The 25,301-nt window shown below is 71.6% G+C and carries 21 protein-coding genes and 2 pseudogenes; 6 read left to right on the plus strand and 17 right to left on the minus strand.

Going from position 1 to position 25,301, the window contains the following annotated elements:
• Window positions 1-54: 54 nt before the first annotated feature.
• From BXA10_RS13845 to BXA10_RS13865, 5 genes and pseudogenes are all read right to left on the minus strand, one after another.
• Window positions 55-2,265, minus strand: coding sequence for a bifunctional glycosyltransferase/CDP-glycerol:glycerophosphate glycerophosphotransferase (locus BXA10_RS13845; RefSeq protein ID WP_076470734.1), 2,211 nt, complete (start codon window positions 2,263-2,265; stop codon window positions 55-57).
• Between the two features lie 19 nt (window positions 2,266-2,284).
• A pseudogene (locus BXA10_RS13850) lies at window positions 2,285-4,251 on the minus strand (DUF5941 domain-containing protein); the annotation flags it as partial.
• On the minus strand, window positions 4,248-4,994 hold the full coding sequence (locus BXA10_RS13855; RefSeq protein ID WP_076470736.1) for an ABC transporter ATP-binding protein: 747 nt from the start codon (window positions 4,992-4,994) through the stop codon (window positions 4,248-4,250). The gene BXA10_RS13855 and the pseudogene BXA10_RS13850, both read right to left, overlap by 4 nt.
• 1 nt (window position 4,995) lies before the next feature.
• Window positions 4,996-5,823: an ABC transporter permease gene (locus BXA10_RS13860; protein ID WP_076470737.1), complete on the minus strand. Its 828-nt coding sequence runs from the start codon at window positions 5,821-5,823 to the stop codon at window positions 4,996-4,998.
• Between the two features lie 68 nt (window positions 5,824-5,891).
• Entirely contained in the window at window positions 5,892-7,262 is a 1,371-nt protein-coding gene (locus tag BXA10_RS13865) for an L-serine ammonia-lyase (RefSeq protein ID WP_076470738.1), read from the minus strand.
• Between the two features lie 813 nt (window positions 7,263-8,075).
• On the opposite strand from BXA10_RS13865, the gene BXA10_RS13870 reads away from it, so the two are divergent.
• A complete protein-coding gene (locus BXA10_RS13870) occupies window positions 8,076-8,282 on the plus strand; it encodes a PspC domain-containing protein (RefSeq protein WP_076470739.1) in 207 nt (68 codons plus the stop codon).
• A 236-nt stretch (window positions 8,283-8,518) separates the two neighbouring features.
• Here BXA10_RS13870 and BXA10_RS13875 read toward each other — a convergent pair whose 3' ends face one another.
• The 7 genes and pseudogenes from BXA10_RS13875 to pdxH all read right to left on the minus strand — a co-directional run bounded on the left by BXA10_RS13875 (window position 8,519) and on the right by pdxH (window position 14,697).
• Window positions 8,519-9,280: a DUF4230 domain-containing protein gene (locus BXA10_RS13875; protein WP_076470740.1), complete on the minus strand. Its 762-nt coding sequence runs from the start codon at window positions 9,278-9,280 to the stop codon at window positions 8,519-8,521.
• Between the two features lie 123 nt (window positions 9,281-9,403).
• Entirely contained in the window at window positions 9,404-10,579 is a 1,176-nt protein-coding gene (locus BXA10_RS13880; protein WP_076470741.1) for an acyl-CoA dehydrogenase family protein, read from the minus strand.
• 45 nt (window positions 10,580-10,624) lie between these two features.
• Entirely contained in the window at window positions 10,625-10,930 is a 306-nt protein-coding gene (locus tag BXA10_RS13885) for a type II toxin-antitoxin system VapB family antitoxin (protein WP_076470742.1), read from the minus strand.
• 188 nt (window positions 10,931-11,118) lie between these two features.
• Entirely contained in the window at window positions 11,119-11,721 is a 603-nt protein-coding gene (locus tag BXA10_RS13890) for a nitroreductase family protein (RefSeq protein ID WP_076470743.1), read from the minus strand.
• Between the two features lie 16 nt (window positions 11,722-11,737).
• Window positions 11,738-12,664: an aldose 1-epimerase family protein gene (locus BXA10_RS13895; RefSeq protein ID WP_076470744.1), complete on the minus strand. Its 927-nt coding sequence runs from the start codon at window positions 12,662-12,664 to the stop codon at window positions 11,738-11,740.
• Window positions 12,665-12,790: 126 nt separating this feature from the next.
• Window positions 12,791-14,071 (minus strand): annotated as a pseudogene (locus tag BXA10_RS13900) (MFS transporter); the annotation flags it as partial.
• Window positions 14,068-14,697, minus strand: a complete 630-nt coding sequence (pdxH, locus tag BXA10_RS13905; protein ID WP_076470745.1) for a pyridoxamine 5'-phosphate oxidase — start codon at window positions 14,695-14,697, stop codon at window positions 14,068-14,070. The pseudogene BXA10_RS13900 and the gene pdxH, both read right to left, overlap by 4 nt.
• A gap of 281 nt (window positions 14,698-14,978) precedes the next feature.
• Between pdxH and BXA10_RS13910 the strand changes: the two genes are divergently transcribed.
• From BXA10_RS13910 to BXA10_RS13925, 4 genes are all read left to right on the plus strand, one after another.
• A complete protein-coding gene (locus tag BXA10_RS13910; RefSeq protein ID WP_076470847.1) occupies window positions 14,979-16,085 on the plus strand; it encodes a citrate synthase 2 in 1,107 nt (368 codons plus the stop codon).
• Between the two features lie 578 nt (window positions 16,086-16,663).
• Window positions 16,664-17,791 (plus strand): phosphoserine transaminase, encoded by a 1,128-nt coding sequence (gene serC / locus BXA10_RS13915; protein WP_076470746.1) that lies wholly within the window; start codon window positions 16,664-16,666, stop codon window positions 17,789-17,791.
• A 185-nt stretch (window positions 17,792-17,976) separates the two neighbouring features.
• Window positions 17,977-19,053 (plus strand): septation protein SepH, encoded by a 1,077-nt coding sequence (sepH, locus tag BXA10_RS13920; RefSeq protein ID WP_076470747.1) that lies wholly within the window; start codon window positions 17,977-17,979, stop codon window positions 19,051-19,053.
• Between the two features lie 157 nt (window positions 19,054-19,210).
• Entirely contained in the window at window positions 19,211-20,209 is a 999-nt protein-coding gene (locus BXA10_RS13925; protein WP_076470748.1) for an alpha/beta fold hydrolase, read from the plus strand.
• Window positions 20,210-20,237: 28 nt separating this feature from the next.
• Here the strand turns inward: BXA10_RS13925 and thpR are convergent, their stop codons facing one another.
• From thpR to BXA10_RS13950, 5 genes are all read right to left on the minus strand, one after another.
• Window positions 20,238-20,816 carry an RNA 2',3'-cyclic phosphodiesterase gene (gene thpR / locus BXA10_RS13930; RefSeq protein WP_076470848.1) on the minus strand — a complete coding sequence of 193 codons (579 nt, stop codon included), beginning with the start codon at window positions 20,814-20,816 and terminating at the stop codon, window positions 20,238-20,240.
• A 13-nt stretch (window positions 20,817-20,829) separates the two neighbouring features.
• Entirely contained in the window at window positions 20,830-21,339 is a 510-nt protein-coding gene (locus tag BXA10_RS13935; protein ID WP_076470749.1) for a hypothetical protein, read from the minus strand.
• Window positions 21,340-21,486: 147 nt separating this feature from the next.
• Window positions 21,487-22,770 (minus strand): MFS transporter, encoded by a 1,284-nt coding sequence (locus BXA10_RS13940; RefSeq protein ID WP_076470750.1) that lies wholly within the window; start codon window positions 22,768-22,770, stop codon window positions 21,487-21,489.
• A gap of 73 nt (window positions 22,771-22,843) precedes the next feature.
• The gene (locus BXA10_RS13945; protein ID WP_175649206.1) at window positions 22,844-23,293 is read right to left on the minus strand and encodes a MarR family winged helix-turn-helix transcriptional regulator; all 450 of its coding nucleotides are present in this window, start codon (window positions 23,291-23,293) and stop codon (window positions 22,844-22,846) included.
• A gap of 116 nt (window positions 23,294-23,409) precedes the next feature.
• On the minus strand, window positions 23,410-24,888 hold the full coding sequence (locus tag BXA10_RS13950; protein WP_076470751.1) for an NCS2 family permease: 1,479 nt from the start codon (window positions 24,886-24,888) through the stop codon (window positions 23,410-23,412).
• 87 nt (window positions 24,889-24,975) lie between these two features.
• Here BXA10_RS13950 and BXA10_RS13955 point away from each other — a divergent pair, with 87 nt between their 5' ends.
• On the plus strand, window positions 24,976-25,224 hold the full coding sequence (locus tag BXA10_RS13955) for a DUF2530 domain-containing protein (protein WP_076470752.1): 249 nt from the start codon (window positions 24,976-24,978) through the stop codon (window positions 25,222-25,224).
• The last annotated feature ends 77 nt before the right edge of the window (window positions 25,225-25,301 follow it).

Here is a 25,301-nt window from a genome sequence, read left to right on the forward strand (position 1 = left end):
ACGGCAGCCCCGGCACGGCGGCGAACCGAACGCCGCCTACCGCCGGGACGGACGTCAGCAGCGGTCTCGGGGCACGGCGGGCTCGCCCAGGAAGACCTGCCGGACCACGCGTTCGGCCGCGTGTCCGTCGTCCAGGGTGCAGAACCGGGCACGGAACCGCTGGCGCGCCCTGGTCGCGGCGTCCGACGAGACAGCACCGGCACGGAACAGGTCGAGCAGTTCGTCGAAGGTCATCGCCACCGTGCCCGGCGGCTCGGCGGTGATGTCGAAGTAGACCCCCCGGGCCAGCCGGTAAGCCTCCCAGTCGGGGGCGTAGATGACGATGGGCCGGTTCAGCACGGCGTAGTCGAACATCGCCGAGGAATAGTCGGTGATCAGCACGTCGGCGACCAGGTAAAGATCCTCCACCCGCTGGTACGCGCTCACGTCGGTGACCTGCTGCCGGTCCACCGCACGACGCGGTCGCCGGTACCGGTCGTGAAAGTAGTGGCTACGCATCAAGAGCCGGCCGGATGGGCCGAGCGCCTCGACGAAGTGGTCCGGGTCGAACGGCGGCCGATAGTTGGGCAGGTGCTCCCGGTGCGTCGGCGCGTAGAGCACGACCTGCTCGGCGAGCCCGATGCCGAGTTCGGCGCGCAGCCGCCGCACGTCTTCCGGCGTGGCGGTGACCAGCCGGTCGTTGCGTGGATAGCCGACCTCCAGCGTGGTGTACCGCGCCGGGTACGCGCGGTCCCACATCTGGGTGGAGAAGCTGTTGGAGGTGACGCTGTAGTCCCAGCGGTCCACCCGGCGCAGCAGGCCGGCGAAGTCCATCCGGCCGGCGCCGATCGGATACCGCTGCTGGTCCAGCCCCATCACCTTCACCGGCGTGCCGTGGTGGGTCTGCAGGTGCACCGAGCCGGGCCGTTTGCGGACGAAGTCCGGGAAGTTGACGTTGTTGACCAGCCAGCGGGCCCGGGCCAGCGTCCGGTAGTAGGCCGGGGTGCCGGCCACGACGTACTCGACCCCGGGCGGGAGCGTGGCCACCCGGTCCCGCCGGACGATCCAGACTCCGCGTACGCCCGGCACGAGCCGACGGGCCGCCTCGTAGATCGCCGCGGGGTTGCAGGCGAACCCCCGGTACCAGTACGCGGCGTAGACCGCGAGCGTCGGATCGATCGGCCGGCGTAGTTCCGCCCGGTAGTACTCGCGCAGCAGCACGTCGCGGGCGCGCCTGGCGTTGCGGCGGGCCACCGGCACCACCCGCCGTCGGGCGGTACGGGCGGAGCGGCGGGCCACGTCACGGGCCCGGTTGGCGGCGCGCAGCGCGCTGAACGTACGCCAGCGGCCGGTGGCTACCAGCCGGTGCTTCAGCCCCTCCACCCCGGACGGAGCCGGGTAGCCCTCGGGTGGCAGCCAACGGGCGTAGTCGGCGGTGATCTGCGCGAAGAACGCGGGGCGCAGTTCGGGGGCGATCCGCTGCCCGTTGCCGAGCACGGTCAGGTAGTGCCAGATCATCCGCTCGAAGACCGCCGGGCGCAGCGCGTCGACCCCCGGCCCCCACCGGTCCATCAGCCGGAACACACGGTGCCACTGCGGAAAGACCTCGAAGTGCCGTTCCCCTCGGGTACGGGTGATCGCCCCGGCGCGACGCTGCCGGTAGTTGACGCAGACCCGGTCCAGTACGCCGATCCGCTCGGCAGCCATCAACGCCGGGTAGCTGAACGACACGTCCTCGTACCAGCCGGGCGCGAAGCGCAGTCCGAGGTCGAGCAGGAACCGCCGGCGGACCACCCGGTTCCAGGCGGTGTGCAGCAGCCGCATCGTCTCCGGCCGGTCGCGCAGCCGGAACGTCTCCTCCCCGGGCTGCTCGGCGAACACCTCGCGCATCGCGCTGCGCGTGGCGGTGTCGTTCCAGTGCGTGCGGACGTGATCGACGATCAGCACGTCCGGCCGGGTGCTGCGCAGCCGCTCGACGACCGCCGGCAGGCACTCCGGCGCCAGCCAGTCGTCCCCGTCGACGAACCAGACGTACTCGCCGACGGCCCGGTCCAGCCCGATGTTGCGGGCCGGACCGAGCCCGACGTTCTCGGTCAGCCGGACGGCGCGGACACGCTGGTCGCCCGCCGCGTACTCGTCGATGATCTCGCCGCTGTCGTCCGGCGAGCAGTCGTCGACAGCGATGATCTCCAGGTCGGTGAAGGGCTGGCCGAGGATCGAGTCCAGGCACTCACGCAGGTAGCCCTGCACTCGGAAGGCCGGTACGACGAAGCTGATCAGGGTCATCCGGCCGTCCCTCCGTCAGCCCGGCACGCCGTCCTCCATCCGCACCGGCGCCGCCGACGCCCGCGCGGCGCGGGCGGGTAGGACGACCCAGGCCAGGACGACGCTCGCCGCGAAAACCACGAGAAGGTATGTACCGAGTGTAGCCATCCCAATACTTCCGAACCCGACAATTGCCGCCAGGGTCAGCAGCACCGAGCGCCCCTCCCAGCCGAACGTGGCCGCGTGCAGCGGCGGCGCCGGCTGCCGCTTCTCCAGCCGGGCGGTGAGGTCGTAGTGGTGCACCGTGAGCACGAGGACGTACCCGAAGATCAGCCAGGGCGGCACATCACCGAGCACTCCCGCGGCGATCGCGAAAAGGTACTCGCCGGCTCGCAACGCGGCCGGCACCAGCCAGTCCAGCGGGCCGTCGTGGTCGGCACGAGCCCCGAGGCCGCCGACCAGCAGCACCACCAGGGCGACCGGCAGCAGCCAGCGCAGGCCGTCCGCGCCACCGTGGGGGTGCCCGGCGACCAGCGCCGCGACCAGCAGCGCCGCCGGGCCGAGCGCCGCGAACACCGCGTACGCGAGCGGCCCCACCGCGCGCGCCCCCGGCAGCAACCTCGCCAGCGGGCCGTCGTCACGGTGCAGGGTGACGTCGACGGTGTCCAGCACCGTCACCCCCATCCAGCGCGCCCGGAGGGTACGCAGCGCGCCCGTGTAGGCGAACGCCAGCGTGCCCCAGACCAGCACCGCGACCAGACTGACCAGCGGGTTGAACAGCGCGACGGTCAGCGCGATCAGGGCCCACCGCTCCCCGATCGGGAAGACCACCGTGCGCTTCAGCCAGTACGACACCGAACCCGTGTCGGCCTGCACCCGGGTCGAGGCGGCGTTCAGCCGGTCACCGATGCCACCGGCGGCGGCAGCCTGGCGGGGCCGACGCGCCGCCTCGTCGTGCAGGACGCCGTACCACGTGTCGGTCATGTGCCGGACGGTCTGCAACGTCATCGCCGCGATGGTCAGTGCCCAGCCGTAGCGGAACCCCAGCTGCGTGGCGCCGTAGCCGAGACCGGCGTAGACGACGTACTCCTTGGCCCGGTCGGCCATGGTGTCCAGCCAGCCACCCCAGGCGCTGAAGTTGCGGGTGTAGCGGGCCAGCTGCCCGTCCACGCAGTCGAGTACGAACCCGAGGTAGAGCAGGACCGCCCCGGAGACCAGCGCCGGCCGGCCCCCGACGGCGAAGAGCACCGCGGCCGCCACCGCGAACGCCACCGAGATCATCGTGACGGTGGTGGGGCCGAGCCGCAGCCGGGCCGCGGCCCGCACCACCAACGTCGACCAGGTGCTCACGAAGAAGGTGGTGAAGAAGTCGTCCCGTTCCTTCACCGACAGGCGCAGCTCGGCCCGGTCCTCGTCGACCGCGGCCACCGCGGCCTCGGCGGCGGCCAGCTCGGCCGCGTCGTTCACCCGGTGGGCGACGAGCAGTCGTACCCGGTGGGCGAAGGCCAGGACGCCCCGGCCGGCGAGGCCGGCGAAGAGGCGGTCCACCGCCGTCCCCTCCCCCGGTGCCGCGGCAGCCGCGCGCGCGGCGGCGGCGAGCGTGGGCAGGTCCTGCGCACCGACCTTCAGCGCGCCACCGAAGACCCCCGTGGCGTCGGGTAGCGTCACCGCCGGACCGGCCTCGACCACCTGGCCGCGTTCCTCGCGTACCGCCGTCTGGCCGGCCGCCGGCGGGTCGGTGAGCACCAGCGCCACGGTCGGGCCGACCGGGCTGGTGGCCAGGTGCCGGAGCACAGCGGTGTGCGCGACCAGGTCCGCGCCGGTCACCAGCACCGGGCCGGTCGCGACCTCGACGAGCGCGGCGAGTTCGTCGAGGTCGGCGGCGGATCGAACCTCATCCGCGCCGGCGCGGCGGCACTGCGCGGCCAGCCGGTCGGCGAGCGCCTCGCCGGTACGGGTGGGCAGGCCCGCCGCGGTGCCGCCGGCGAGCACGATCGCGAGGGTCACCGGGGTGCCGCGCCGTGGTACGCCTCGAGCGCCTCGGCGACCGTCCCGTCGAGGGTCAGCCGCCCGCCGTCGAGGTAGAGCCCCCGACGGCAGAAGCGGGTCAGGTCCTTTTCGTTGTGTGACACCAGCACCAAGGTGCGCCCCTCCCCGAGCAGACGGTCAATCGTCGCATAACACTTTTTCCGGAATTCGGCGTCGCCGACCGCGGTCACCTCGTCCATGAGCAGGATCGGGTGCGGCAGATGCGAGATGATCGCGAAGCCGAGCCGGACCTTCATGCCGGACGAGTAGTGCCGCACCGACGTGTCGATGGCCCGCTCCACCTGCTCTCCGGCGAACGAGACGATGTCGTCGAAGTGCCGCTTCAGGTAGCCCGACGAGAGCCCGTGCAGGCCGCCCACCAGGTAGAGGTTCTCCCGCCCGGTCAGGTCGTTGGAGAAGCCGGCGGAGAGTTCGAGCAGCGGCGCGACGTCACCGCGCACCCGGATGTCGCCCTCGTCGGGGATCAGCACCCCGGCGATCAACCGCAGCAGGGTGCTCTTGCCGGTGCCGTTGCGCCCGATGACACCGACCGTGTCGCCGGCCCGTACGGCGAACGACACGTCGCGTAGCGGCCAGAACTGGCCCGACGGAGCGTTCCGCCCGCCCTGGTGGATGAACAGGTCTCGCAGCCGCAACTGGCGGCGCCGGTTGCGGACGAACCGGATGCCGAGGCCCTTCGCCTCGATGATCACGTCGCCCATCTCAGAGTTCCTTGAGCACTGCGGGTTCAAGGCGACGGAACGACCACCATCCGGCGGCCAGCACCAGCAGACTGCCGACCACGGTGGTGGCGAGCAGGCGGGCGTTCGGGAACTCGTCCGCGTACCAGATCGAGTGGTGCAGCTGGAAGATGCCGACCAGCGGGTTCAACTCATACACGATCTTGAGCCATCCGGGCAGGTCGGAATCCCGGACCAGGCTCAGCGGATAGATGATCGGCGTCGCGTAGAAGAGCACCCGGATGATCAGCCGCATGAACCGCTCCACGTCGCGCATCAGCACGTTGAACGCGGAGAGCAGCAGAGCCAGCCCGAACAGCAGGGTGCCCTGGACGAGCACGGCGAGCGGCAGGGCGAGCAGGGACCAACCGAGGTCGACCCGGCCGTGCACGGCGTACGCCACCGCGACCGCGACGAGGACCGGCAGGCCGGCGACGTACTCGGCGAACCGGCCGGTGACCCGTCCGATGGGGAAGACCTGCCGCGGCACGTTCATCGTGGTGATCAGCCGGGCCTGGCCGGTGAGCGCGTTGGTCGCCTCGCTCAACGCCGAACTGGTCCACATCCAGGCGAAGATCCCGGTGATGAGGAACAGCGGGTACGACTCCGCCGCCTCACCCAGGTGCCGGCCGGTGTCCCGCGAGTAGAGCACCCCGAAGACGAACCAGTAGATCGCCCCCATGCCGAGCGGCTCGATGAGCGACCAGACGTACCCGAGCGCCGACTGCTGGTACTTCACCGCGAGATCGCGCTTGACCAGGATGCGCAGGGAGTTGCGGTGCGACCACAACGCCGCGACCCCAGAGGTCACCGCCGCCTCCCGCCTCAGTAAACGGACGACAGGTTAGCAGTCGGTGAATGATCGCCCTGTCGGCACGTTCAACACTCGATCACATTGACGGCCAGACCGCCGCGTGCCGTCTCCTTGTACTTGACCTTCATGTCGGCGCCGGTCTCCCGCATGGTCTTGATGACCTTGTCCAGCGAGACGTGGTGCACCCCGTCGCCACGCAGCGCGAGACGGGCGGCAGTGATCGCCTTGATGCTAGCCACGGCGTTGCGCTCGATGCAGGGGATCTGCACGAGGCCCCCCACCGGGTCGCAGGTCAGCCCCAGGTTGTGCTCCATGCCGATCTCGGCGGCGTTCTCCACCTGCTCCGGGGTGCCGCCCAGCGCCTCGGCGAGCCCGGCCGCCGCCATCGAGCAGGCCGACCCGACCTCGCCCTGGCAGCCGACCTCCGCGCCGGAGATCGACGCGTTCTCCTTGAACAGCACACCGATCGCGCCGGCCGCCAGCAGGAACCGCACCACCCCGTCCTCGGACGCCTCGGGCACGAACCGCGTGTAGTAGTGCAGCACGGCGGGGATGATCCCGGCCGCACCGTTGGTCGGGGCGGTGACCACCCGGCCACCTGCCGCGTTCTCCTCGTTGACCGCCAGCGCGAACAGGGTCACCCAGTCCATCGCACGCAGCGGGTCGTCGGTGCCGGCTTCCGCCTCCAGCCCACGGCGCAGCTCGGCGGCCCGGCGGCGGACCTTCAGCCCGCCCGGCAGCACGCCGTCGCGTTCGCAACCCCGCTCGACGCACTCGCGCATCACCCGCCAGATCTCCAGCAGACCGGCGCGCACCTCGGCCTCACTCCGCCAGGAGAGCTCGTTGGCGAGCATCACCTCGCTGATCGACAGCCCGGTGGCGGTGGTGACCTCCAGCAGTTCCGCGCCGGTGAGGAAGGGGTACGGGACCGCGGTGGTGTCGGGCACGATCCGGTCGGCGCCGGCCGCCGCCTCGTCGACCACGAACCCGCCGCCGACCGAGTAGTAGGTGCGGGCCCGCAGCTCCGCACCGCTCTCGTCGTACGCCGTGAAGGTCATCCCGTTCGGGTGGTACGGCAGCGAACGGCGGCGGTGCAGCACAAGATCACGGTCGGGGTCGAAGTCGATCTCGTGCGCGTCGAGCAGGTTGATCCGCCGCTCCTCGCGGATCCGGGCCACCCGGGACGCCACGCTGTCGGTGTCGACCGTCTCCGGCGCCTCGCCGGTGAGCCCGAGCAGCACGGCCCGGTCGCTGCCGTGGCCGTGGCCGGTGGCGCCGAGCGAGCCGAACAGTTCCGCGTGCACCCGGGTGGTGACAGCGAGCAGTCCGTCGGCCTTGAGGCCGGTGACGAATGTACGGGCGGCGCGCATCGGCCCGACGGTGTGCGAGCTGGAGGGCCCGATGCCGACGCTGAAGAGGTCAAAAACGCTGATCATGGCTGCACTTTCCTCGCCGTCGCACCCGTTGTGCGGGATACGGGCCCTTCGTGGTCGCCCGGGCTCGGGCGGCCGGCCGGGCGCCCGGGGGTGTGGGTGCCCGACCGGCGAGCCTACCCGCCCAGGTGACCCCCCGCCCGGCAGTCCGCCCACGTCCCCACCGCCGACGTCGCTGGCGCCGTCGCCGTCTCTGGCGCTGACGCGGTCGTCGTCGCTGGCACCGTCGCCGTCTCTGGCGCTGGCGCCGGTCAAGATCGCACTACTTCAACGATCCAGTGGCCTCCAGCCGCCGGCGAGGCCACTACATCCATGTTCCAGCGTGACCTTGCCGGATGTCAGGCGAGTGCGTGTCGGGGACGAGACAGTCGGGTGCCGGGCACGAGACGATCGTCGTGTCCGCCGGCCGAACCGGGGGCGCTGGGCGGCGGCAGGGCTGGACGGGCCGGACACGCTGGGCCTGCCGGAGACGCGGGGCCAGCCGCAGAGTTGAGCGAGCCGACGCCGGGAGAGCCGGCGACGCTGGGCCGGCCTGAGACGTGGGGCAGCCCGCCGAGCCGGGCGGGCCGGAGACGGGGGGCTGGGCGGGCCGGAGGCGCTGGGCCGACCGCCGAGCCGGGCAGGCCGGCGACGCTGGACGGGCCGGAGACGCTGGACGGGCCCACCGGCTGCGGGGAGTCGCTCGGGCCGGACACGGGTAACCACCTACGGGTACGCGGTCCCCCGATCGTCCTGCGGACTGAGGGCGGGACAGCGGGTGGTTCCTACCGTGGATTCCAGACGCGGCACTCACCGCCGCAGAGTGGGAGTACGACGATGAGTCGCAAACTGGTCCGGCCCCGGGAGGGGCGCATGCTCGCCGGTGTCTGCGCCGGCCTGGCCCAGCGGTTCGGCATGTCGGCCGGTGCCGTCCGGCTGCTGTTCCTGCTGTCGCTGCTGCTGCCCGGCACCCAGGTGATCGTCTACCTGGTGCTCTGGATCCTGATGCCCAACGAGGACCGCCACTTCGCCCCCACCCGCTAACCGGCGCCCTCGCCCTCCCCCGCCCAGCTCTCGTTGATCAACCGGCGCCCTCGCCCTCCCCCGCCCAGCTCTCGTTGATCAAGAGGTTTACGTCGCCGAGACCGTCATCTCTGACGCAAACCTCTTGATCACCCCGACTCCGGGTCCCGGGAGGGGCGGGGGGGGGAGGCGGGGAGGCCGGGGGGTCTGTCGGCGTGCGTCGCCGGGTATGGGGCGCGCGTCGACTTGGCTGGCGGTCAGGGGGTTACGTACGTGATGGTGACCCGCTCGTAGCCGAGTGAGCCGAGCAGACCCTCCAGCATCTTGCGGGTGTTCTCCTCCGCCCGTGCGCCGAGGCCGCTGTCCCGGGCGGCGGCGGTGATCCGATCCTCGGCCAGGCGGTAGACCTCCTGCTGCCGGTTCGGGTCACCACCGAACACCTCGCCCAACCGGTTGAGCAAGCCGCGCCGCTCCGCGAAGACGTAGCTCTTCTCGAGGTCCAGGTTGGTCTCGCCGAGCTGCGGCGCGGGCAACTTGACCTCCACCGACTTGCCGTCGGCCGACTCGACGATCGCGCCGTCGGAGATCTTCGAGAAGTCCACGTACGCCTCGACGCTGCCCGCCCCGACGAACAGGGTGCGCTCGTTGAGCAGGAACTCGGGCACGTACTGGCGGTCCTTCTGAAGATCGACCACCACCTGGAAGTTGCCCTCGGCGGCCACGTAGCGGCTGAGGTCCTGAATCGACTTCAGCAGCGTCGGCTGGCTGCGGTCCGTCCGCTCCTCGGCGAACGGGTTACGGAAGTTGGGAAGCAGCCCGGAGGTCTGCACACCGAGCAGCACGACCACGGCGATGGCCGCCGCGCCGAGCACCCAGAGCAGGCCCCGGGCGGGGCGGGTGGCGGGCACCGGTGTCGCCGACGCCTCGGGCGGCGCGTCGGAGCGGCCCTTGAGCGCCTCGCCGGTCGGGTAACCGGGGAACTCCCTGGTGGGCTCGTTGCTGTCAGCGTCGCGGGCCATCGCCCTCACCGTCCTCGTCAGACACTGCCGTCTGCAATGACGGTACGTCCGCCGTACGACAGCCGCGCGCCGAGCCGACGGAGACATCGTATCCGCAGGTCAGGGGCGGTGCCCCGGCAGCGGTCAGGCGAAGGCGCCGAGCCCGGTCAGCTTCTGTCCGATCACGAGCTGGTGGATCTCCGAGGTGCCCTCGTAGGTGAGCACGCTCTCCAGGTTGTTGGCGTGCCGCATCACCGGGTACTCGCCGGAGATGCCGTTCGCGCCGAGGATCGTCCGGCACTGCCGGGCGATCTCCAGTGCCTCGCGAACGTTGTTCAGCTTGCCGACGCTCACCTGCTCGGGGCGCAGCCGGCCGGCGTCGGCGAGCCGGCCCAGGTGCAGGGCCAGCAGGTAACCCTTCTGCAGCTCCACCGTCATGTCGGCGAGCTTCGCCTGGGTGAGCTGGAAGCCGGCCAGCGGCCGGCCGAACTGGGTGCGGGTGCCCGCGTACGCGAGCGCGGTCTCCAAACAGTCCCGGGCGGCGCCGAGCGCGCCCCAGACGATTCCGTGCCGCGCCTCGGTGAGGCAGCTCAGCGGCGCCTTGAGCCCGATCGCCTCCGGCAGCTGCGCGTCCGCCGGAAGCCGGACGTCGTCGAGCACGATCTCACCGGTCACCGACGCCCGCAACGACATCTTGTGCTGGATCTCCCGCACGGTCACACCCGGCGTGTCCATCGGCACGGCGAAGCCCCGGACGCCGTCCTCGGTCCGCGCCCAGATCACCCCGACTTCGGCGATCGGCGCGTTCGTGATCCACATCTTGCCGCCGGTGAGCACCCAGTCGTCGCCGTCGCGGCGGGCTCGGGTGGCCATCGAGGCGGGGTCGGAGCCGTGATCGGGTTCGGTCAGTCCGAAGCAGCCGATCGCCTCACCCGCGGCCATCGCCGGCAGCCAGCGCTGCTTCTGCTCCTCGCTGCCGTAGCGCCAGATCGCGTACATGGCCAGCGAACCCTGCACCGAGACGAGCGAACGGATCCCCGAGTCGCCGGCCTCCAGCTCCAGGCAGGCCAGCCCGTACGCGACCGCCGAAGCGCCCGCGCAGCCGTAGCCGCTCAGGTGCATGCCGAGCAGGCCGAGCTTGCCGAACTCGCGGGCCAGCTCACGGCCGGGCAACCTGCCCTGCTCGTACCAGCCGGCGACATGCGGGCGTACCCGGTCGTCGATCAACTGGCGGACGACGGCGCGGATCTGCCGCTCCTCCTCGCTGAGCACGGAGTCCAGGTCGAGCAGTTCGAGCGGTGCGCTCGGGCGGGGGCTCATGGCAGCCACCCTAACGGTGGCTCAGCCGCGGGCGCGAGAAGCGGATCACTCCACCGGTTCGGAGAGCACCAGCACCCGGGCGTGGATCTGGTTGCGCTGCTGGAGCGCGGCACGCAGCGCCCGGTGCAGGCCGTCCTCCAGGTAGAGGCCGCCATTCCACTGCACCACGTGCGGGAACAGGTCGCCGTAGAAGGTGGAGTCCTCGGCGAGGAGCTTGTCCAGGGCCAGTTCGCGCTTGGTGGTGATCAACTGGTCCAGGCGCAGCGGGCGCGGCGGGATCTCCGCCCACTGCTTGAGCGTCAGGTTGTGTTCCGGATAGGGACGCCCGTCCCGAACCGCTCTGAAGATCACGACGGCACGCTCCCTCCCCGTGGCCGGGCCGACCGGCGGCGCCGTGCCGGGTCGCGGCGTGGCACCGCACGGCACGGCACGGATGACCCGTGCCAGCCTAGCCGCCTGTCGCACACCACGTACTTCTCCCTGATGTCAGTTTCGCTACCGCTCGCCCGATCTCCAACAGGGCGAATCCGGCGTGCCGGTCAACTCCACCGCCCACGCCGGACCACTTCGTCGACCGGTCGCCGCCCACGTCGCAGCGACGGCGACCGATGGTCGGCGGCTCGGTAACCGACCGTCACCGCGCCGATCGGCTCGAACTCCTCCGGTACGCCGAACGCCTCCCGGTACGCCGCCAACCGTTGCGGAGGAATGCCGAAGAAGCAGGCCCCCAGCCCCTCGTCCACCGCCGTGAGCAGCATCAGCAGGGCGGCGAAGCCGGTGTCCACGTACCAGTAGGGCACCGGCCACCGCTGTGTGGACCGGTCCGTCCAGCCCTTGTCCGCCTCGGCGTACCGCTCCAGGTACACCGACCGGTTCGCGTGCGGCACCACGATCAGCGGCGCCTTCCGCATCCCCGCCAGCCAGCGCTCCCGGCCGCCGCCGCCCGGCGTGGCCGCCGTCCAGAACCGCTCCCGGTCGGCGGCTTCCTCGAGCAGCAGGAAGCCCCAGCCCTGCGCGAACCCGGCCGACGGCGCGCGGACCGCGTGGTCGAGCAACCGCTGCACCACTTCGGGCGGGACCGGCCGGTCCGGGTCGTAGTTGCGCACCATCCGCCGGCGCCGCAGCACCTCGGCGAACTCCATGCGACTCCCCTCCCGGTCAGGCGCCGGGGCGGACACCCCAGACGCCACGCCAGGTCTCGCCCGGCGCGAGCGTGATCACGTCGTGGCCGGACCGGAACGCGTCGGGCGGGCAGGTCATCGGCTCGATGGCCACCGAACGCCGGTGCCGCTCACCGGTCAGCGTGTCCCCGGTGAAGACCTGCCACCAACCGAACTCCCCGTCGGCCCAGATGGTCACGCCCGAGCCGTCCGGCGCGGCCAGGCTCACCGACGACCCGCCGTCGGCCTCCCGGACCACGTCACCGAAGGCCAGGTCGAGGACGGCATCGCCGATCTTGCGCGGGCTCGTCCAGTCGTACTCGGTGCCCGCCACGTCGGTCACGGCGATCGGCAGCAGCCGGTTGTCCAGCACGATCCGGCTCCGGCCGGGCACCCGCATCGCCAGCTCGTCGACCGGCACCCCGGGAAGTTGCAGGTACGGGTGCACGGAGAAGCCGAACGGGGCCGGCTCGCCGCTGACGTTGCGCACCTCGTGCTCGGCGCGCAGACCGTCCGCCCCGACGCTCCACCGGCTGCGCAGCCGCAACGCCCACGGGTAGCCGGGCTGCGCCGGCAGGTCGCAGCCGATGGTCACGGCGTCCGCCGACTGCTCGAGCAGCTGCCACGGCATCCAGTTGACCAGTCCGTGGATCGCCACGTGCCGCGCCGGCTCGGTCAGCGGCAGCTGGTACGTCCGCTCACCGATCGTGTAGCGGCCGTCCCGGATCCGGTTCGGCCACGGGGCGAGCACCTGGCCGGCGGAGCCGGGGCAGAGCTCGCCCTCCGCGTACCCGTCGACGTAGTCGACGCCGTCGTGCGTGTACGTCCGCAACCCGCCGCCCACCTCGACGATGACGGCCTCGTGGCCGGCGGCGGAGATGGTCCACTGGGTGCCCGAGGGGGGACGCTGGTCAGGGATGTGCATGTCGGCGACCCTAACCGGTCACTCTCGGTCACCGCCCGACGCCGTCGCCGCCCGGTCGGTGGCGGCCGGACCCGCCACCTGGGGCCCGTCCACGCTCGTCGATCCGGCACCGACGTCCGGTGCGGGTTCGGTGCCGGTCGCCGTCGCGGCCCGGTACCGCAGCAGTGCCGGGAAGGCGACCGCGAGCACGACGACCAGCACCGCCGAGGCGACACCGCCGGCCACCCAGGCGACCCCACCGCCGAGGCCGGCCGCCATCGCGCCCGCCCGTAGATCGCCGAGGCGCGGGCCGCCGGCGACGACCACCGTGTTGACCCCCTGGAGCCGGCCGCGCATCCGGTCCGGCGCGTAGATCAGCAGCATGGACTGGCGCAGCACCGCGCTGACCAGGTCGGCCGCGCCGGCGACACCGAGCAGCAGCACCATCAGCCAGAGCTGGTGGGCGAAACCGGCCGCCGCGATGGCCACTCCCCACCCGACGACCGCGAGCACCAGCCCGAGCCCCTGGCGGCGTAGCCGGCTGATCCAGCCGGAGGTGAGGCCGCCGACCATCGAACCGATGGCGATGGCGCTGTACAGCCAGCCGACCGCACCGTCGCTGAACCGCTCCTGGGCGATCTCGGGGAAGAGCGCCCGGGGCATGGCCAGGATCATCGCGATCAGGTCGACGGCGAACGAGAGCAGCAGCACCGGTGTGGTCGCCAGGTAGCGGAAACCGTCCACGACGCTCGCCAGCCCCGCCCTGCGGGGCGTGCCGTCGCCGTCCGGGTCCGGCTCGGGCGGCAGCGCGGGCAGTCGCAGCGTGGCCCAGAGCGAGACTGTGAAGAGCAGCCCGTCGACCGCGTACGCGATCGGCAGGCCGACGTCGACACCCCAGGACGAGAAAATCAGACCGGCTGCCAGCGGACCGACCACCGAGGCGGCCGTGAAGGTGGTGTAGTTCAGCGTGCTGGCCGCCGGTACCAGTTCGTCCGGCACCAGGCGCGGCAGGATCGCGCTGCGGGCCGGCGAGGTGATCGCGAACGCGACCGACTGCACGGCCACCAGGATCAGCAGCAGCACCGGGCTGCCCACGTGCAGCAGCGACTGGGCCAGCAGCCCGAGGGTGGACGCCCACAGCAGCGTGCCGGCACCGAGCAGCACCTTTCGGCGGTCCCGGGCGTCGGCGACCGCGCCGCCCCATAGGCCGAAGATCAGCAAGGGTACGAAACCGGCGATACCGAGCAGGCCCACCCAGAGGGAGGCCTTCGTGAGGTCGTACATCTCCACCGGCACGGCCACCGCGGTGAACTGGAACCCGAACATCGCGACGCCGTTGCCGAGCCAGATCCGCCGGTAGTCCGGCACCTTCAGCGGCCGCAGGTCGATCGCCCAGCGGCGCACCCCGGCACGTTGTTTCTCCGTCACGGGGCGAGCCGTTCGACGATCCAGTCACCGGCGTCGGTACGCCGGAACCGCAGGCGGTCGTGCAGCCGACCGGCGTGACCCTGCCAGAACTCCACCGAGTCCGGACGGACCCGCAGCCCGCCCCAGTGCGGCGGGGCCGGGATCGGCGCGTCGTCGGCGAACCGCTCCGCCGCTTCCCGGAAGCGTGCCTCGAGCGCCGCCCGGTCCGGAATGACCTGCGACTGGGGGCTGGCCCAGGCGCCCAACTGCGAGGCACGGGGCCGCGTGGCGAAGTACGCCTCGGTCTCCGCCCGCGGCACCTCCTGCACGGTGCCGGCGACCACTACCTGGCGCTGCATCGGGAACCAGGGGAAGACCAGGCTGGCGTACGGGTTCGCGGCCGCCTCGGTGCCCTTGCGCGAGGCGTGGTTGGTGAAGAAGACGAAGCCGTCCGGGCTGAAGCCCTTCAGCAGCACGGTGCGCCCGCTGGGCCGCCCGGCGGCGTCCGCGGTGCCGACGACCATGGCGTTCGGTTCGGGCAGCCCGAAGGCCACGGCGTCGGCGAACCAGCGGGCGAACTGTGCGTGCCAGTCACCGGCCAGGTCAGCCTCGGAAAGGCCCCGGTCCGCGGCGTACTCGTTACGCATCGCGGCCGGGGCTGGTGTGTCGCCCGTCACGTTTCTACTCCCTTTCACCGGGCCGGCGCACGCTCGTCAAGGCTGGCCAGCCCGTACCGTCCCAGTCTTGCCCAGGCGCGAACCGGATGCGCGTCCGGGGATGTCGTATGCAGCACAGTCGCAGCGGGTCGCGGACTTGGTTACTCAGCAGGCAAGATGTTCCGAACGAATCCCCAAGGGTCGCCCAAGGTGCTCGACCGACCGGGCCGCGTGTGGCCGAACCGGGCGGCGACCAGAGCCAGGAGAGCGACATGGCTGACTTCAAACCGGGGCTGGAGGGCGTCGTCGCCTTTGAGACCGAGATCGCCGAACCAGACCGCGAGGGTGGCGCGCTGCGCTACCGCGGGGTGGACATCGAGGATCTGATCGGCCAGGTCTCCTTCGGCAACGTGTGGGCCCTGCTGGTGGACGGCCGGTTCGGGCCGGGCCTGCCGCCCGCCGAGCCGTTCCCGGTTCCGGTGCACTCCGGTGACATCCGCGTCGATGTGCAGTCCGCGGTCGCGATGCTCGCCCCGTACTGGGGCCTCGACCAGCTGCTCGACATCACCGACGAACAGGCCCGTGAGGACCTCGCCCGGGTCTCGGTGACCGCGCTCTCCTTCGTCGCCCAGTCCGCCCGTGGCCTCGGCCTGCCGGCCGTGCCGCAGAAGGAGATCGACAAGGCGTCCACGATCGTCGAGCGCTTCATGAAGCGCTGGCGCGGCGAGCCGGACCCCCGGCACGTCAAGGCCGTCGACGCCTACTTCATCTCGGCCGCCGAGCACGGGCTGAACGCCTCGACGTTCACCGCCCGGATCGTCGCCTCGACCGGCGCCGACGCCGCCGCCTGCATCTCCTCCGGCATTGGCGCCCTCTCCGGCCCGCTGCACGGTGGCGCGCCGTCCCGGGTGCTCACCATGCTCGAGGCGGTCGAGCGCAGCGGCGATGCCGAGGGCTACGTCAAGGGTGTGCTGGACCGCGGCGAGCGGCTCATGGGCTTCGGCCACCGGGTCTACCGGGCCGAGGACCCGCGCGCGCGGGTGCTCCGCCGGACGGCCAAGGAGCTCGGCGCGCCCCGCTTCGAGGTGGCCGAGGCGCTGGAGAAGGCCGCCCTGGAGGAACTGCACAACCGCAAGCCGGACCGGGTGCTCGCCACCAACGTCGAGTTCTGGTCGGCCGTCGTGCTCGACTTCGCCGAGGTGCCGGCGCACATGTTCACCTCGATGTTCACCTGCGCCCGGATGGGTGGCTGGAGCGCCCACATCCTGGAGCAGAAGAAGCTCCAGCGGTTGGTGCGGCCGTCCGCCCGGTACATCGGCCACAGCCCGCGCAAGCCGCAGGAGGTCGAGGGCTGGGACGCCATCCCGCACGGCGTCTGAAGTCTGGTCGAGGGGCCCAGCGGGCGTCGCGGCCGGCGTCGCGGGCCATGGGCCGCCCCTCGATGTGACGTTGTGTGAGGCGTCGGTCCGACCCGGAAGTGCACTTCGCCTCCTTTGCTCTGCACCCCTATAAGCGCCAGTCACTCTCCGCATCCGCCGTTTCCCGGCACAGCTCGCGGACTGTCAACGGAACCCCAGGTCAATCGGGGTGGTGCGTCGAGGGGTGCAGAGCAAAGGCCGAAGGAGGCTCCCCGGCACCCCGGAGATCCGTCACCCTCCGCATCCTTCCCGTTCAGTCACCGTGCGTGCGGCACAATGACCGTGCCGCCCGCCCCGCACGCCGGCGTCCGCCCGCGCGTGCCCTGCCGGCCGACGCCGAGCCCGCCGACAGCTGTGGCGCACGCCTCAACCCGGCAGGCGGGACCGAGGCTCGGGCCCGGGTGCCGGGATGGGAGGATGTCATTTCGGCAGTGCCGCCGGACCGGGCTCGGATCCCGGTCGGCGCGTGCCCGCGCCGCCGGTGCTCCGCGCCCGCCAGCTCACCGGGCCCCGGCCCACGCGGAAGGATCTTGAGAACCGTGGCTGACGCACCGACCATCCGGATTCCCGACGAGATCAAGCCCGCCGACGGGCGGTTCGGCTGCGGACCGTCCAAGGTCCGCCCGGCGGCGGTGTCCGCCCTCGCCGACGTGGCCACCAGCTACCTCGGCACCTCGCACCGGCAGAAGACGGTCCGCGACCAGGTGGCCCGGCTGCGCAGCGGCATCGCCCAGTTCTTCTCGCTGCCGGACGGCTACGAGGTGATCATCGGCAACGGTGGCACGACGGCCTTCTGGGAGGTCGCCACGTTCGGTCTCATCCGCGACCGGGCGCAGTTCGCCAGTTTCGGCGAGTTCGGCGCCAAGTTCGCCAAGGCGGTCAAGGACGCGCCCTTCCTCGGCGAGCCGACCGTCCGGAAGTCGGACGCGGGCAGCGCACCGGGCCTGGTCGCCGAGGCGGGAGTCGACGTCTACGCGACCCCGCACAACGAGACCTCCACCGGCGTGGCGGTGCCGATCTCCCGGGTGTCCGGCGCGGACGAGGGCTCGCTGCTGCTGGTCGACGCCACCTCCGGCGCGGGTGGCCTGGACGTGGACCTCGCGGAGACGGACGTCTACTACTTCGCACCACAGAAGTGCTTCGGTTCCGACGGCGGGCTCTGGCTCGCCCTGATGTCGCCGGCCGCGCTGGCGCGTGCCGCGGAGATCAAGTCGTCCGGGCGCTACATCCCGGCCTTCCTCGACCTGGTCACCGCCATCGACAACTCGCGTCTCGAACAGACCTACAACACCCCGGCCCTGGCCACCATCTTCCTGGCCGCTGAGCAGACCGACTGGATGAACGAGCAGGGTGGGCTGGCCTGGGCCGCCAAGCGGACGGCCGAGAGCGCGTCCATCGTGTACGGCTGGGCCGAGCGTTCGGAGGTGGCCAAGCCGTTCGTCGCCGACCAGGCACTGCGCTCCAACGTGGTGGCCACCATCGACTTCGCCGACGGGGTGGACGCGGGCGCGATCGCCAAGGTGCTGCGCGCCAACGGCATCGTGGACACCGAGCCGTACCGCAAGCTGGGCCGCAACCAGCTGCGGGTCGCGCTCTTCCCGGCCATCGAGCCGGCCGACGTGGAGGCGCTCACCGCGTCGATCGATTACGTGGTCGAGCGACTCTGATCGACATGACGGTGGGTGGCCGCCGCTCGGCGCGGCGGCCACCCACCGTGATCATCGCCGCAGGTCATCCACGACATGCGGGTGTCGCATCCCCCACCTGCAGGCAGATGAGCGTACGGTGGTGCGAGACGCCCGGGTGGCTGGCTCGTGGCGTGCGGCCAACGAAGCGGGACGGAGGCAACGCTATGCGCCCAGTACGCTTCGTCGCCCTTTCCGAGGACGGCCAGGCCCTGGTGCTCGCCGACGAGGTGGGGCGGCTGCTCGCGCTACCCATCGACGAGCGGGTGAGCACGGCGCTGCACGCCGAGCCCGGCGCCCCGCCGCTCACGGTGGCGCCCGCTGCCGCCGACCCGATCCCGTCCCTGTCCCCACGCGACATCCAGGCCCGCATCCGCTCCGGTGAGTCCGCCGAGGACGTCGCCCGGATCGCCGGAGTGCCGGTCGACCGGGTGCTGCGCTACGCCGGCCCGGTGCTGCAGGAGCGGGCGATGCTCGCCCAGCACGCTCGGCGCACCCGGCTCAAGGGCGCGGAGAAGCCGACGCCACTCGCCGAGGTCGTCAACGACCGGCTGGCCCAGCACGGCATCGACACCGAGAAGATCTCCTGGGACGCGTACCGGCGTGACGACGGCACCTGGCGGATCATCGCCACCTGGCCGTCGGGCAAGGCCACCGCGCAGGCGATCTGGGTCCTCGACAAGACCCGACAGGCGGTCGCCCCGCACGACGACATGGCGCAATACCTCTGCGCCGAGCGGCCCACGCCGATCCTCGGCCAGGATCCGCCGGAGCGGGGCGGGCACGCCCTGCCCGGGCCGACCCGCAGCGAGCCGAGCAGAGGCGGGCACGGGCTGCCGGCGCCCGCCGAGCACTCCCGCCCCGGTCGGGATCCGATCCGGGCCGGGCGGGACGCCCTGCTCGCATCCCTCGACCGGCCGCTGGGTGGCTCCTCCGGCCGAGGCCTGGAGCCGCGTACGCCCGCCGCGCTCGCGGGGTCCGACGCGCCCCGGCAGCGAGCCGTCGCGGGCGGTGCCGCCGCGCTGCTCGGCGGCGGGCCCGGCTCGGCCTTCGACGACGACTCGGACGCGCCCAAGGAGGTGCCGGCCGTGCCGTCGCTGGCGGTGCTCCGGCCGCGCCGCACCGGGGCGGCGGCCGCCGCGGGCAGCGAGCCCACCGACAACTCGGGCAAGCCACGCAAGCGCCTGCCGAGCTGGGACGACGTCCTCTTCGGCAGCGGCCCGGCCGCCCGCGAGTCCTCCTGACCCACCTGCGGCCGGGCAACTTCTCCTGACGCGCCTCCGGAAGGGTGGGCGGATCGGCCCACCCTTCCGGAGGAGAGCCAGCACACAGTAGAGCGCCCGAACCGCAACCGGTTCGCCCGCGTGTCCACGTTGTCCCCTCACGTGGAAGGCGCGCCTCTTGACCCTCGACATCGCACAGCAGAAGAGCCCGCCCCGGCGGACCGCGCTCGGCCGGGTCGGCGTCACCCTCAGTGCGCTGCTCGCGCTCGTCGTCCTGGCGGCCATCGTCCTCTACGCCTGGCCGCTCGGCGGAACCGACCTGCAGCGCGCCACCCCGAAGGCCCTCACCTTCGACGCTGCCCTCGGTCAGGCCGAGCAGGTCGTCGCGGCTGAGACCGCGGATCCGGACGTACGCCCGGAGTGCCGCAGCGTCGTGATGTCGCACGGCACCAGGACAGCCAAGGCCGTCCTGCTGCTGCACGGCTACACCGACTGCCCCAAGCAGTACGCCGGCCTGGCGAAGCGCTACTTCGACGAGGGATACAACGTCTGGGTGCCCCGGGCGCCCCGCCACGGGGTCACCGACGAGCTGGCGCACACGAAGCTCGAAGCCACCGAGCTGGTCACCTACGCCAACGACGCGCTGAACCTCGTCACCGGGCTCGGCGAGGACGTCGGAGTCGTGGGCATCTCCGGCGGCGGAGTGCTGGCCACCTGGCTGGCGGGCCGGCGCCCCGACGCGGTGCGTCACCTCTTGGTGCTGTCACCCTTCTACAAGCCGAACAGTGCGCAGGCGCCCGGCTTCGTGGTCAAACCCACGATCGTGCTCTTCGGTTTCCATCTCCTACCGGACCGGACCAACTCGGAAGGGTTCTCCTTCGCCGCGCTCTCCCAGTACCTCCGCATCGCGCGCAACTTCGATCTGGACCAGCGAAATCCGCGACTGACGAGTGTGGCGGTCGTGACGTCGGCGAACGACGACTTCATCGATCGCCGGGAAGCGGTGGACGTCGCCCGGCGTATCGCCACGGCGAACGACCGCCCGCTGGCCGTCCACGAGCTGCCCGCGGAACTGGGCATCGGGCACGACGTCGTCGATCCCGGCGCGCTGGGCAACCGGAGCGACGAGCTCGACAAGCTGTACTTCGACCTCTACGAGGGCACCCGGAAGGACTGAGACCGACAGCCCCTGCGCCCGGGCCCGGTCACAGGGGCCAGGCGGCGAGCCGGTCGTAGCGTGGTCGGGGGCCGGGGTGGCTGCGCATCAGCAACAACTCGGCCGCCGGCCACTCCGGCCCCAGGTAGCCATCCAGCGTGACCCGGTCCGCCTCGATGTCGGTCTCCGCCATCCGGTCACCGGGCCGGGCGATGGTGAGGTGTGCACGGAAGGGCTTCTCGTCGTACGGCAGGCGTGCGCTCCGCAGTCGTGAGCGGATCAGCCGGGCCAGGGTGGCGATCGCCTCGACCTCACCCCGTACGTCCACCCAGAGGATCGTGAACCGGTTCTCCCCGAACCGGCCACCCCCGCCCAACCGCAGCCGTGGCGCGGCGTCCCGCGACTCGCGGAACCACTGGGCGGCGAGCCCGAGCGAGCTCTCCACCTCGACCAGCCGGGCCTCCTCGACATCACCGAGGAAGGCGAGCGTGAGGTGGGCGTGCGCCGGGTCGGCCAGCCGTACGTTTGTGCCGGCGGCGGCCGCCGCCCCGATCCGGAGTCGGGCGACCTGAGTGGTCAGGTCGGCGACCACGTCCGCCGGCGGGTTGACCGCGACGAAGAGCCTCAACCGGGGTACGTCCTCACCGGTGCTGCTGGCGGCGCGCGCCACGCGCGGCCGGCAGGCTCAGCCCCGCGGCGTGCAGCAGCCCCTCCACCCGGACCCGTTCGATCTCCTGGTCGACGCCGTCCAGCTCGCTGAGATGCTCCGTGATGTCGAGCGCGCGACAGGCGAGACGGAGCCGGTCGTCGTACGCCTGGAGCACCGCGCCATGCCAGACCATCGGCCGGCCGGTGCCCCCGAGTCGCTGGCCGCCCAGCCGGCGCAGGTCGGTGGCGAGCTGTTCCAGCGGCCTCCGGTCCTCCCGGTCGAATTCGGACAGGTCGATGTCACGGGTCAACGCGTCGGCCTCGACGGCCCGGTCCAGCCGGGCGATGACGCGCCGCTCCCGCCGACGCTCGCGCCATTCGGCGAAGCCGCAGGCCACCCGGTCGATGATCTCGTCGGCGCAGAAGAGCAGGGCGATCAACGCAGGCAGACTCGCCACGGCGACGAACGCCAGGGCGAGCAACAGTGCGCGTCCGAGCTCCACGCATCGACGCTAAGCTCCGCCCTGCCGCTCCGCCACCGGAATGGCGGCATCCGCGCCATCCGCGCATCGGGACGCTTCGGCCCGCCAGATGTGTTAGGAGAGGCCCCTGCCGCGTGAGTTCGCACGACAACAGGGGCCTCTTCCGGCTCAGCTCTCCGTCTGCGTCACGTAGAAGCGGGGCATCGGCAGCACCTGGAACCGGAGCCGGGCGCCGGAGCGGCGCAGCTGCCAGGCCAGCGCGAGCAGCGCGGTGGCCAGCGAGATCAGCGCGCCGATCCAGATGGCGGCCCCGGCACCGAAGGTCTCCGCGACCCAACCGATCACGGGCGCGCCGACCGGGTTGGTGCCGAGGAACACCAGCACCCAGAGGGCCATGACCCGGCCCCGGAACGCGGCGTCCACGCCGAGCTGCACCCGCTGGTTGGCCGCCTGGGCGAAGAAGACCATGAAGAATCCGGTCGGCACCAGCAGGACGGCCACCAGCCAGTACACCTGGGAGAGGCCGACCAGCGTGCCGAAGCTCGCGCAGGCGATGGCGGCGCCGAGCACCAGCCAGATGGACGGCCGGCTGCGCCGCCCGGTGCCGGCGAGCGCCCCACCGAGCGCGCCGAGCGCGAGCGCGGTGGTGAACAGGCCGAACGAGGCCGCGCCGGTGTGGAACACGGTCTTGGCCAGCGCCGCCAGGGTGAGCTGGAAGTTGAACAACGACATGCCGATCACCGACATCACGACCATCGGGAGCAGCAGGTCGGGGCGGTGCCAGACGTACCGCAACCCGTCGATCACCCGGGCCTCGGCACGTTCGTCCCGCGGCGGCAGGGCGTCCCGGTAGAGCTCGGACGTACGCATCCGCACCACGTTCACCAGCGGCGCGATCGAGCTGACCGCGGTGATGATGAAGACCGGACCGACGTCGAAGACGGCGATGGCCACGCCGGCGATGGCCGGGCCGATGATCCGCGCGGAGTTGAACACGGCGGCGTTGAGCGAGAGGGCGTTCGGCAGCAGCGGCACGCCGACCAGTTCGGAGACGAAGGACTGCCGGACGGGAGTCTCCACCGCGTTGGCGACGCCGAGCAGGAGGGCGAACGCGAAGACGTGCCAGAGCTGAGCCAGGCCGGTGATGACCAGCATGCTCATGCCGAGCGCCAGCACGGTCCAGAAGGTGTTGGCGACGAAGAGCAGGATGCGCTTGTCGTACCGGTCGGCGAGGCGGCCGGAGATAAGGGTGAGCAGGAGCACCGGGGTGAACTGCAGGGCCGTCACCACGCCGAGCGCGGTCGCGGAGTTGTCCGAGAGGTCGAGGACGAGCCAGTCCTGGGCGATGTACATCATCCAGACGCCGAGCAGTTTGATCAGCTGTCCGGTGGCGAAGAGCCGGTAGTTGCGAACCTGTAGGGACTGGAACATGGTGCTCAGCCTGGCCTGCACTCTTGGTAGCGCCTCCTCGAGTCGTACGCGTCATCCACGGCGGACGGCGCGGACCCGATGGCGCGGGTGCGAGTCAGGCGCGAGCGATCTGCTGGAGAAGCTCGGCAGCTTTCCCCAGCGTCTCCCGGTCGACCTCGCTGAGCTCGGCCAGCCGGTTGGCCAGCCACTCGTTACGGGCGCGCTCGAACTTCTCGAGCATCGCCCGCCCTCCCTCGGTCGGTGCGAGGATGACCTGGCGTCCGTCGGTCGGATGGGGGGTGCGCTGCACGAGGCCGCGCTCCTCCAACTTCGCCACGATCCGGGTCATCGTCGGTGGCTGCACCCGTTCCACATCGGCCAGTTCCCGTGGCGTCAGCGCGCCTGCCAGCCCGAGGCTGGTGAGCGCGCTGAGCTGGGTGATCGTCAGATCGCCGACCGGCCGGGCCTGTCTGACCCGCCGGCTGAGTCGGGTGATCGCATCACGCAGCTGGGGGGCCAGCTGCGCCGGTGGCACGCGTTTCGCAGTCACCGTCCGCTCCGTCACGATAGTTAGCTTAACTAATGAGCTTGGCTAACGACATCTGATATGACCAGGCTCACGAGGACTTTCGCCTGCCCCGGGCCGGGTGTCCGCTTCCGGACGCCCGGCCCGGGGCGGCGTCACAGCACCACGGACTCGATCGGTCCGCGCAGGAAGTAGAGGACGAAGAGCGCGGCCACCCCGTACATCAGCGGGTGCACCTCCCGTGCCTTCCCCCTGGCCAGTTTCAACACCGCGTAGGTGATCACGCCGGCCCCGATCCCGTTGGAGATCGAGTAGGTGAAGGGCATCAGCACGATGGTGAGGAACGCCGGGATCGCGATCTCGTAGTCGGACCAGTCGATGGTCCGGACCGCGGTCATCATCAGGAAACCCACCACCACCAGCGCGGTGGAGGCCGCCTCGAACGGCACGACCACCACCAGCGGCGCCAGGAACATGGCCAGCAGGAAGAGCCCGCCGGTGACCAGGTTGGCCACACCGGTCCGGGCACCCTCCGCCACACCGGCGGCGCTCTCGATGTACGAGGTGTTGCTGGAGGTGCTCGCCGCACCGCCGGCTGCCGCGGCGATCGAGTCGACCAGCAGGATCTCCTTCGTCCGCGGCGGGGTGCCCCGCTCGTCGAGCATCCCGCCCTCCTGGCCGACCGCGACCATCGTGCCCATCGTGTCGAAGAAGTCCGTGATCAGCAGCGTGAAGACGAACATCAGCACGACCAGCCAGCCGGCCCGGCCCCACGAGTCGAGCACGTTGAAGTGGCCGAGCAGCGACAGGTCCGGAACGTCCGCGATGGTCTTCGGCAGCTCCGGAACGTTGAGCGCCCAGCCCTTCGGGTTGGGCTTGCCGTCGACCACGGACGGTCCGACGTTCGCGATCGCCTCGACGATGATCGCCAGCACGGTCGAGCCGAGGATGCCGATCAGGATCGCGCCCCGGACCCGGCGGACCACCAGCACCAGCGTCAGCAGTAGTCCGACCACGAAGACGAGCAGCGGCCAGCTCGCCAGCTTGCCGCCGATCCCCAGCCCCACCGGCACCGTCGTGTTGGCCACGTCCGGCACGCGGCGTACGAAGCCGGCGTCGACCAGCCCGATGATGGTCAGGAACAGCCCGATGCCGACGCCGATCGCCGTCTTCAGCTGGGTCGGCACCGCGCGGAACACCGCGGTACGCAGGCCGGTCAGCACCAGCACCGCGATGATCACACCTTCGATCACCACCAGTCCCATGGCGTCGGCCCAGGTCATCTCCGGGGCGATCTCGAACGCGACGAGCGCGTTGACGCCGAGGCCGGCGGCGAGCGCCAGCGGGAACCGGCCGACCACACCCATCAGGATGGTCATCACCCCGGCGACCAGCGCCGTCGCCGCGGCGATCGCCGGGATCGCGAGTTTCTTGCCGTCACCGTCGGCGGCGCCGCCGAGGATCAGCGGGTTGAGCACCACGATGTAGGCCATCGTGAAGAAGGTCGCCAGGCCTCCGCGTACCTCACGGCTCATCGTCGAGCCACGGGCGGATATCTCGAAGAACCGGTCAAATCCGTTGCGCGGTGAATCAGGGGCGGGTGGTGTGCCGTTCTCTGGGGGCGGTACTGCCATCACGTCCTCGCAGGTGATCTTCGATCGTCGCGCGCATCGTCCCAGATCAGTGGGCTGCCAGGAAAGTTGATCGCGTACGCTTGCCGCGTGCCGAAGCAGCAGCCGCCGCGGCCCGAGCCGCTCGACCCGCCGATGGTGCCGTTCGCCCTCGCCGGCATGGCCGGCTGGGCCGTCGCCGGCCTGGTGCTGCTGCTCTTCTGTCGCGGCTGGCTGACCGAGCACGGGCATGAGAACTGGCTCTGGATCTGCCTGGCCGGCTTCCTCTGGGGCATCCCGGGCCTCGCGGTGATGATGCGGCACGACGCGAACCGCCGCCGCCGTCGCGCCGCCCGCTGACCGCGCGTCCACTCGCCGCGCCGCCCGGCCGGGGCCGGCCCACACCCACGCCGGCCATCGCGCCCGCGGGCGCCGTG

The sequence above is a fragment of the Micromonospora avicenniae genome, from assembly GCF_900156065.1.
Taxonomy (GTDB): domain Bacteria; phylum Actinomycetota; class Actinomycetes; order Mycobacteriales; family Micromonosporaceae; genus Micromonospora; species Micromonospora avicenniae.